The organism is Nocardioides sp. (assembly GCF_035703625.1).
Lineage (GTDB): Bacteria > Actinomycetota > Actinomycetes > Propionibacteriales > Nocardioidaceae > Nocardioides.
In genome coordinates this window covers 1-8,890 of record NZ_DASSXS010000185.1, presented here as the reverse complement: position 1 = coordinate 8,890, position 8,890 = coordinate 1, and the positions used below count along the sequence as shown (strand labels likewise).

The following is an 8,890-nucleotide window of genomic DNA, read 5'->3' as shown; positions in this document are numbered from 1 at the left end:
GCGCCAGCCCCCGCCAGGCCGACCTGATGATCGTCGCCGGCCGGGTCAGCCAGAAGATGGCGCCGGTCCTGCGCCAGATCTACGACCAGATGCCCGAGCCGAAGTGGGTGCTGGCGATGGGGGTCTGTGCCAGCAGCGGCGGCATGTTCAACAACTACGCGATCGTCCAGGGCGTCGACCACGTCGTACCCGTCGACATGTATCTGCCCGGCTGTCCGCCGCGGCCGGAGATGCTGATCGACGCCATCCTCAAGCTGCACGACCAGGTCAAGGCCGGCAAGCTCGGCAGCAACCGTCGCGACCAGATCGTCGAGCGCGAGACGGCCGCCCTCGCCGCCCCGCCCACGTCCGAGATGAAGGGTCTCTTGCGGTGAGCGAAGCGAGAGAGCGCATCGGCCTGCACCCGACGAGCCACCGTGAGGTTGCGCTCGAGCTGCGAGCGAACGGATCGAGCCGGTGAGCGACGAGCACAAGGAACAGGGGAGCGACAAGGAGCGGGGCACCCGCACCCAGGACGTCGTCCGTGCCGGAACCACCACCGAGAACGCTGTCGGCGTACGCCGCGGCATGTTCGGGGCCCGGGGCTCGGGCGACACCAGCGGGTACGGCGGTCTGGTCGACCCGATCGTCTTCCCGGCCACCAGCCAGCGTCCCTTCGGCGGCTGGTTCGACGAGGTGGCCGACGCCCTCGAGGCGCGGCTGGGCGACGACGGGCTCGAGCACGCGGTCGAGCGGGTGGTGATCCACCGCGGCGAGATCACGTTCCACGTCCGGCGCGAGGACCTGCCGTCCGTCGCCCGGCTCCTGCGCGACGACGAGGCGCTGCGGTTCGAGTTCTGCTCCGGGGTCAGCGGGGTGCACTACCCCGGCGACGAGGGTCGCGAGCTGCACGCGGTCTACCACCTGCTGTCGATGACCCACAACCGCCGGATCCGGCTCGAGGTCAGCGCTCCCGACGCCGACCCCCACATCCCCAGCATCGTCGGCGTCTACCCGACCAACGACTGGCACGAGCGCGAGACCTTCGACATGTTCGGGATCATCTTCGATGGCCACCCGGCACTGACCAGGATCCTGATGCCCGACGACTGGCCCGGCCACCCGCAGCGCAAGGACTACCCCCTGGGCGGCATCCCCGTGGAGTACAAGGGCGGCAGCATCCCGCCGCCGGACGAGCGGAGGTCGTACTCATGACTCAGGACGTCTACGCCGGCAGCTCCGAGACCACCCAGGGCAAGGTCTTCACGGTCACCGGGCAGGACTGGGACTCCATCTCCGAGGACCTCGGCGAGGGGGCCGAGGAGCGGGTCGTCGTCAACATGGGCCCGCAGCACCCGAGCACCCACGGCGTGCTCCGGCTGATCCTCGAGCTCGAGGGCGAGACGGTGAAGGAGGCCCGCTGCGGTATCGGCTACCTCCACACCGGCATCGAGAAGAACATGGAGTACCGCACCTGGGTGCAGGGCACGACGTTCTGCACCCGGATGGACTACCTGAGCCCGTTCTTCAACGAGGCCACCTACGCGCTGGGCGTCGAGCGGCTGCTGGACATCGAGGACGACATCCCGGAGAAGGCCCAGGTCCTCCGCGTCCTGCTGATGGAGCTCAACCGCATCTCCTCCCACCTCGTGTGCATCGCCACCGGCGGCATGGAGATCGGTGCGCTCACGGTGATGACCATCGGCTTCCGCGAGCGGGAGCTCGTGCTCGACCTGTTCGAGCTGATCACCGGGCTGCGGATGAACCACGCCTACATCCGCCCGGGCGGCGTCGCCCAGGACCTCCCGCCGGGCGCGCTCGACGAGATCCGCGACTTCGTCGCCCTGATGAAGAAGCGCCTCGCCGAGTACGCCGCCCTCTGCAACGCCAACCCGATCTTCAAGGCCCGGCTGGAGAACGTCGGCCACCTCGACCTCGCGGGCTGCCTCGCCCTCGGGCTCTCCGGCCCACCCCTGCGCAGCACCGGCTACCCCTGGGACCTGCGCAAGACCCAGCCCTACTGCGGCTACGAGACCTACGAGTTCGACGTCCAGACGTGGGACACCTGCGACTCCTACGGCCGGTTCCGGGTCCGCCTCGCCGAGATGGGCGAGTCGCTCAAGATCGTCGAGCAGGCCGCCGACCGGCTGGCCGGCCTCGAGGATGCGCCGGTGATGGTGGGCGACAAGAAGATCGCCTGGCCGAGCCAGCTCGCCATCGGCAGCGACGGCATGGGCAACAGCCTCGACCACATCCGCCACATCATGGGTGAGTCGATGGAGGCCCTGATCCACCACTTCAAGCTGGTCACCGAGGGCTTCCGCGTCCCCGCCGGCCAGGCCTACGTCCCCGTCGAGTCCCCGCGCGGTGAGCTCGGTGCCCACGTCGTCTCCGACGGCGGCACCCGCCCCTTCCGCGCGCACTTCCGGGACCCCTCGTTCACCAACCTGCAGGCGACCAGTGTGATGAGCGAGGGCGGCATGGTCGCCGACGTGATCGTGGCGATCGCGTCCATCGACCCGGTGATGGGAGGCGTCGACCGATGAGCGAGTCGAGCGAGATCGACGACAAGACCCGCGCGGAGCTGCACGAGATCGCCGCCCGCTACCCCGAGGCCCGTTCCGGCCTGCTGCCCATGCTGCACCTGGTGCAGTCGGCGCAGGGCCGGATCACGCCGGAGGGCATCGAGGCCTGCGCCGACGTCCTCGGCATCACCGCCGCCGAGGTCAGCGGCGTCGCGACGTTCTACACGATGTACAAGCGCAAGCCCGTCGGTGACTACCACGTCGGCGTCTGCACCAACACGCTGTGCGCGGTGATGGGCGGCGACGTGATCTTCGAGCGGCTCAAGGAGCACCTCGACGTCGGCAACGACGAGACCACCGAAGACGGCAAGATCACCCTCGAGCACGTCGAGTGCAACGCCGCGTGCGACTACGCCCCGGTGATGACCGTCAACTGGGAGTTCATGGACAACATGACCCCGCAGTCGGCCACCCAGCTGGTCGACGACCTGCGCGAGGGCAAGGAGGTCCGCTCCACCCGGGGCCCGCGCCTGTGCACCTGGCGCGAGGCCGAGCGGGTGCTCGCCGGCTTCCCCGACGACCTCGCCGACGAGGGTCCGGCCGCCGGGCCCGCCAGCCTGGTCGGGCTGGAGATCGCCCGTGAGAACGACTGGACCGCGCCCGGGGGTGGCAAGTGACCGTGTTTCGAGACGGGCGAAGCCGTGGGTTGAGGAGCGCGCGCAGCGCGCGTCTCGAAACCTCCTCAACAACCGGGGAGAGGACACTTCGTGGCTGACACTTTGACGCCCGTCCTCACCGACAACTGGGACCAGGAGCGCTCCTGGACGATGTCGGCCTACGAGGAGCGCGGAGGCTACGGCGCCCTCGAGAAGGCGCTCGGGATGACGCCCGAGGCGGTCGTCGCCGAGGTCAAGGACTCCGGTCTGCGCGGTCGCGGCGGCGCCGGGTTCCCGACCGGCATGAAGTGGGGCTTCATCCCGCAGGACAACCCGAAGCCGAAGTACCTCGTCGTCAACGCCGACGAGTCCGAGCCGGGCACCTGCAAGGACATCCCGCTGATGATGGCCAGCCCCCACACCCTGATCGAGGGCGTGATCATCAGCTCCTTCGCGATCCGCGCCAACCACGCGTTCATCTACGTGCGCGGCGAGGTGCTCCACGTCGTACGCCGTCTGCAGCGCGCCGTCCAGGAGGCCTACCTGGCCGGCCACCTGGGCAAGAACATCCACGGCACCGGCTACGACCTCGACCTGGTGATCCACGCCGGCGCCGGTGCCTACATCTGTGGCGAGGAGACCGCGCTCCTCGACTCCCTCGAGGGCCGTCGTGGCCAGCCGCGGCTGCGCCCGCCGTTCCCCGCCGTGGCCGGCCTCTACGCCAGCCCCACGGTGATCAACAACGTCGAGTCGATCGCCTCGGTGCCGAGCATCATCGAGCACGGCAGCGGGTGGTTCTCCTCGATGGGCACCGAGAAGTCCAAGGGATACGGCATCTTCTCGCTCTCCGGCCATGTCAACCGGCCCGGACAGTACGAAGCGCCGCTCGGCATCACCCTGCGGCGGCTGATCGAGCTGGCCGGGGGCATGCGTGAGGGCCACGAGCTGAAGTTCTGGACCCCCGGCGGGTCGAGCACCCCGCTGCTGACCGACGCGCACCTCGACGTGCCCCTCGACTTCGAGGGCATCGGCGAGGCCGGCTCCATGCTCGGCACCCGCGCGCTCCAGCTCTTCGACGACTCCACCTGCGTCGTACGTGCGGTCCTGCGCTGGACGGAGTTCTACAAGCACGAGTCATGTGGCAAGTGCACTCCGTGTCGCGAGGGGACCTGGTGGCTGGTGCAGGTGCTCGGCCGCCTCGAGAGGGGCGAGGGCACCGAGGCCGACCTCGACCTGCTGCTCGACCAGTGCGACAACATCATGGGCCGGTCGTTCTGTGCCCTGGCCGACGGTGCGGTCGCCCCGATCTCCAGCTCGATCGAGTTCTTCCGCGACGAGTACCTCGCCCACTTCCGCAACGGCGGCTGCCCGTTCGACCCGGCCGCCTCGACCGCCTTCTCCCACCAGCAGAGCGCGACCGCCGGAGCCAACGCATGACGACCACCCCGGAGAAGACCGACCTGGTCTCCCTGACCATCGACGGCGTCCAGGTCAGCGTCCCCAGGGACACCCTGGTCATCCGTGCCGCCGAGCAGATCGGCGTGGAGATCCCCCGGTTCTGCGACCACCCGCTGCTCGCCCCCGTGGGGGCCTGCCGGCAGTGCCTCGTCGAGGTGCCCGACGCGGGCAACGGCCGAGGATTCCCCAAGCCACAGGCCTCGTGCACCCTCCCGGTCGCCGAGGGCATGGTCGTGGAGACCCAGGCCACCAGCAAGGTCGCCGACAAGGCGCAGCAGGGGATCATGGAGTTCCTGCTGATCAACCACCCGCTCGACTGCCCGGTCTGCGACAAGGGCGGTGAGTGCCCCCTGCAGAACCAGGCCATGTCCAACGGTCGGGGCGAGAGCCGGTTCGAGGGTGTCAAGCGCACCTTCCCCAAGCCGATCAACATCTCTGCGCAGGTCCTGCTCGACCGCGAGCGCTGCGTCCTGTGCGCGCGCTGCACCCGCTTCTCCGAGCAGATCGCGGGCGACCCGTTCATCGCCCTGGTGGAGCGGGGTGCCCTGCAGCAGGTGGGCATCTACGAGAAGGAACCGTTCGAGTCCTACTTCTCGGGCAACACGATCCAGATCTGCCCGGTGGGGGCGCTGACCAGCGCCGAGTACCGCTTCCGCTCCCGTCCGTTCGACCTCGTCTCGTCGCCCTCGGTCGCCGAGCACGACTCCTGTGGTTCGGCGATCCGCGTCGACCACCGGCGCGGCAAGGTGATGCGCCGCCTCTCGGGCAACGACCCCGAGGTCAACGAGGAGTGGATCACCGACAAGGACCGCTTCGCCTTCCAGTACGCCCAGGCGGACGACCGTCTCCGCTACCCCATGGTGCGCGACGAGGAGGGCGAGCTCCGTCCGGCGTCGTGGCCGGAGGCGTTCGCCGTGGCCGCCCGGGGCCTGCGCGACGCCGGGAGCTCGGCCGTGCTCACCGGTGGCCGGGTGACCGCCGAGGACGCCTACGCCTACAGCAAGTTCGCCAGGCTCTCGCTCGGCACCAACGACATCGACTTCCGCTCGCGGCCACTGTCCGCGGAGGAGGCGTCCTTCCTCGCGAGCGAGGTCGTGCTCCGCCGCGACGTGACCTACGCCGACCTGGAGGCCGCGGCCACCGTGGTCCTCGCCGGGTTCGAGCCCGAGGACGAGGCCGGTGCGATCTTCCTGCGGCTGCGCAAGGCGTCGCGGCGAGGGACCCGCGTGGTCTCCGTGGCGCCGTACGCCAGCCGTGGCCTGAAGAAGATGAACGGGCAGCTGGTGCCGACCGTCCCCGGCGAGGAGGCCGCGGCGCTCGACGCCATGGTCGAGCACGCCGAGTTCGGCATCGACACGACCGCGGTCATCCTGGTCGGCGAGCGCCTGGCCACCGCGCCCGGCGCGCTCACCGCCGCCGCCGCACTCGCGCAGAAGACCGGAGCCCGGCTGGCCTGGGTCCCGAGGCGCGCCGGAGACCGCGGCGCCCTGGAGGCCGGGTGCCTGCCCAACCTGCTGCCGGGCGGCCGCCCCGTCGCCGACGCCTCGGCGCGCGTCGACGCCGCAGCGGCGTGGGGCGTGGACTCCGTGCCCGGCACCGCGGGCCGTGACGCCGACGCGATCGTCGCCGCGCTCGTCGCCGGCGAGCTCGGTGGCCTCGTCATCGGTGGCGTCGACCCCGACGACACCGCCGACCCGGCCGCGACCCGCGCCGCCATCGACGCCGCCCGGTTCGTCGTGTCCCTCGAGCTGCGCGAGACCGACGTGACCCGCGCCGCCGACGTCGTCCTGCCGGTCGCCCCGACCACCGACAAGGCCGGCACCTTCGTCAACTGGGAAGGCCGGCTCCGCACGTTCGACGCCATCCTCGGCAACCCCGGTTCGCTGCCGGACCTGCGGGTCCTGGCCGGCATCGCCGAGGAGCTCGGCGCGCTCGGTGTCGGACACCCGCTCGGCTTCCGCACCGTCGACGAGGCTCGGGCCCACATGGAGGACTTCGGTGGCTGGGACGGCGACCGGGCGACACTGGCCCGCGACGACGTCCCGGCCGGCGGCGGGTCCACGGACGGCCTGGCCCTGTCGACCTGGAAGCAGATGATCGACAACGGCACGATGCAGGACGGCGACGAGCACCTTCGTGCCACCGGCCGGATGCCGGTGGCCCGGGTCTCCGCGGCCGTCTACGACGCGGCGGGCCCGATCGTGACGCTGACCGGTGACCGGGGCTCGGTGACCCTGCCGGCGGAGATCGCCGACATCGTCGACGGGACCGTCTGGGTCCCGGCGAACTCGTTCAAGCGCGGCGTGCTGGCAGACCTCGCCTCACCCGGGAGCCGGGTCACCGTGACGGGAGGCAACTCGTGATCTCGATCGTCCCCCTGGCCACGACCGGCGACGACCTGTCCGCCTTCGGGCAGGACCCGTGGTGGCTGGTGCTGGTCAAGGCCGTGCTGATCTTCCTCGTCCTCGTGCTGCTCACCCTGTTCAACATCTGGTTCGAGCGCCGGGTCGTGGCCCGGATGCAGCACCGGATCGGTCCCAACGTGCACGGACCGTTCGGCCTCCTGCAGTCCCTCGCCGACGGGGTGAAGCTGGCGCTCAAGGAGGACATCATCCCGAAGGCGGCCGACAAGGTCGTCTTCCTCATCGCCCCGGTGATCGCCACGATCCCCGCCTTCGTGACCTTCGCCGTGATCCCGTTCGGGCCCGAGGTGGAGGTCCCGTTCACCGACATCACCACGCCCCTGCAGCTCACCGACATGCCGGTGGCGGTCCTCTTCGTGATGGCGATCGCCTCGGTCGGCATCTACGGCATCGTCCTGGGCGGCTGGTCCAGCGGGTCAACGTACTCCCTGCTCGGGGGGCTCCGCTCCAGCGCGCAGATGATCTCCTACGAGGTGGCCATGGGGCTCGCGCTGGTCGCGGTGTTCCTCTACGCCGGGTCGATGTCGACGTCGGGGATCGTCGAGGCCCAGGGTGACTTCTGGTACGCGCTGATCCTCGCTCCGTCGTTCGTGATCTACCTGATCTCGATGGTGGGGGAGACCAACCGGGCGCCGTTCGACCTGCCCGAGGCCGAGGGTGAGCTGGTCGGCGGCTTCCACACCGAGTACTCCAGCCTGAAGTTCGCCCTGTTCTTCCTCGCCGAGTACATCAACATGGCCACGGTCTCGGCGCTGGCCACCACACTGTTCCTGGGCGGCTGGGCGGCACCCTGGGGGGTTGTCCACATCTGGCCCGGCGCCAACGAGGGCTACTGGCCGCTGCTGTGGTTCTTCGGCAAGGTGATGTTCTTCATCTTCATCTTCATCTGGCTGCGCGGGACCCTGCCCCGGCTCCGCTACGACCAGTTCATGCACTTCGGCTGGAAGCGCCTGATCCCCATCTCGCTGCTGTGGATCGTGGCGGTCGCGACGATCCGCTCCGTCCGGCTCGAGGGCGGCATCGACACCCAGTACCTGCTCGGGGGCATCGGCGTGCTGGCCGTGCTGTTCGTGGTCCTCTTCTTCGTGGGTGAGAAGGAGCAGGCGGAGAACGAGCCCGAGTCGGCCGCCGCGCCGACCGACTCGCATGCCGGTGGCTACCCCGTCCCGCCGATGCCGGAGGGCGGCGCCGTACGAGGCCCCGCGCAGGCGTTGACATTCCGGCGGGACGAGCCCGTGACCACCGCTGCCGGCAACCAAGGAGGCGGATCCTGATGGCCGACGAGAAGAGCATGCGGGAGCAGTTCTGGGACCCCATCGCGGGGTTCGGAGTCACCTTCCGCACCATGTTCAAGAAGGTCGTGACCGAGCAGTACCCGTTCGAGAAGCTGCCGACCGCGCCGCGGTTCCACGGGCGGCACCAGCTCAACCGCTGGCCCGACGGCCTGGAGAAGTGCATCGGCTGCGAGCTGTGTGCGTGGGCCTGCCCGGCGGATGCGATCTATGTCGAGGGTGCCTCCAACACCGAGGACGAGCGGTTCAGCCCCGGTGAGCGCTACGGCCGCGTCTACCAGATCAACTACCTGCGCTGCATCCTGTGCGGGCTGTGCATCGAGGCCTGCCCGACGCGGGCCCTGACAATGACCAACGAGTACGAGCTCGCCGACGACAACCGCGCCGACCTCATCTACGAGAAGTCCGACCTGCTCGCGCCGCTCCTGCCGGGCATGGAGCAGCCGCCCCACGAGATGCGGCTCGGCGACGACGAGGGCGACTACTACCGCGGGAACTTCTCCCAACCGCATGCCGCCGAGAGCACGGAGGCGACGACATGACCTTCTGGCTCCTCG

8 protein-coding genes are annotated in these 8,890 nt (G+C 69.9%); all 8 read left to right on the top strand.

The genetic code is table 11. From position 1 onward, the window contains the following. Window positions 1-374 (top strand): NADH-quinone oxidoreductase subunit NuoB (locus VFN12_RS09050; RefSeq protein ID WP_325118319.1); only part of this gene is annotated, 374 nt, incomplete at its 5' end. Between the two features lie 82 nt (window positions 375-456). After that, complete coding sequence (locus VFN12_RS09045) at window positions 457-1,194, top strand: NADH-quinone oxidoreductase subunit C (RefSeq protein ID WP_325118318.1); 738 nt, start codon at window positions 457-459, stop codon at window positions 1,192-1,194. Further along, complete coding sequence (locus VFN12_RS09040; RefSeq protein ID WP_325118317.1) at window positions 1,191-2,525, top strand: NADH-quinone oxidoreductase subunit D; 1,335 nt, start codon at window positions 1,191-1,193, stop codon at window positions 2,523-2,525. The genes VFN12_RS09045 and VFN12_RS09040 overlap by 4 nt, the downstream gene beginning before the upstream one ends. After that, window positions 2,522-3,181 (top strand): NADH-quinone oxidoreductase subunit NuoE, encoded by a 660-nt coding sequence (nuoE, locus tag VFN12_RS09035; RefSeq protein ID WP_325118316.1) that lies wholly within the window; start codon window positions 2,522-2,524, stop codon window positions 3,179-3,181. The genes VFN12_RS09040 and nuoE overlap by 4 nt, the downstream gene beginning before the upstream one ends. A 90-nt stretch (window positions 3,182-3,271) precedes the next feature. Further along, window positions 3,272-4,597: an NADH-quinone oxidoreductase subunit NuoF gene (gene nuoF, locus VFN12_RS09030; RefSeq protein ID WP_325118315.1), complete on the top strand. Its 1,326-nt coding sequence runs from the start codon at window positions 3,272-3,274 to the stop codon at window positions 4,595-4,597. Then, window positions 4,594-6,981: an NADH-quinone oxidoreductase subunit G gene (locus VFN12_RS09025; RefSeq protein WP_325118314.1), complete on the top strand. Its 2,388-nt coding sequence runs from the start codon at window positions 4,594-4,596 to the stop codon at window positions 6,979-6,981. The genes nuoF and VFN12_RS09025 overlap by 4 nt, the downstream gene beginning before the upstream one ends. Beyond that, window positions 6,978-8,315 carry an NADH-quinone oxidoreductase subunit NuoH gene (gene nuoH, locus VFN12_RS09020; RefSeq protein WP_325118313.1) on the top strand — a complete coding sequence of 446 codons (1,338 nt, stop codon included), beginning with the start codon at window positions 6,978-6,980 and terminating at the stop codon, window positions 8,313-8,315. The genes VFN12_RS09025 and nuoH overlap by 4 nt, the downstream gene beginning before the upstream one ends. Further along, window positions 8,315-8,875 carry an NADH-quinone oxidoreductase subunit NuoI gene (gene nuoI / locus VFN12_RS09015; protein ID WP_325118312.1) on the top strand — a complete coding sequence of 187 codons (561 nt, stop codon included), beginning with the start codon at window positions 8,315-8,317 and terminating at the stop codon, window positions 8,873-8,875. Before nuoH ends, nuoI begins: the two co-directional genes overlap by 1 nt. Window positions 8,876-8,890: the final 15 nt, after the last annotated feature.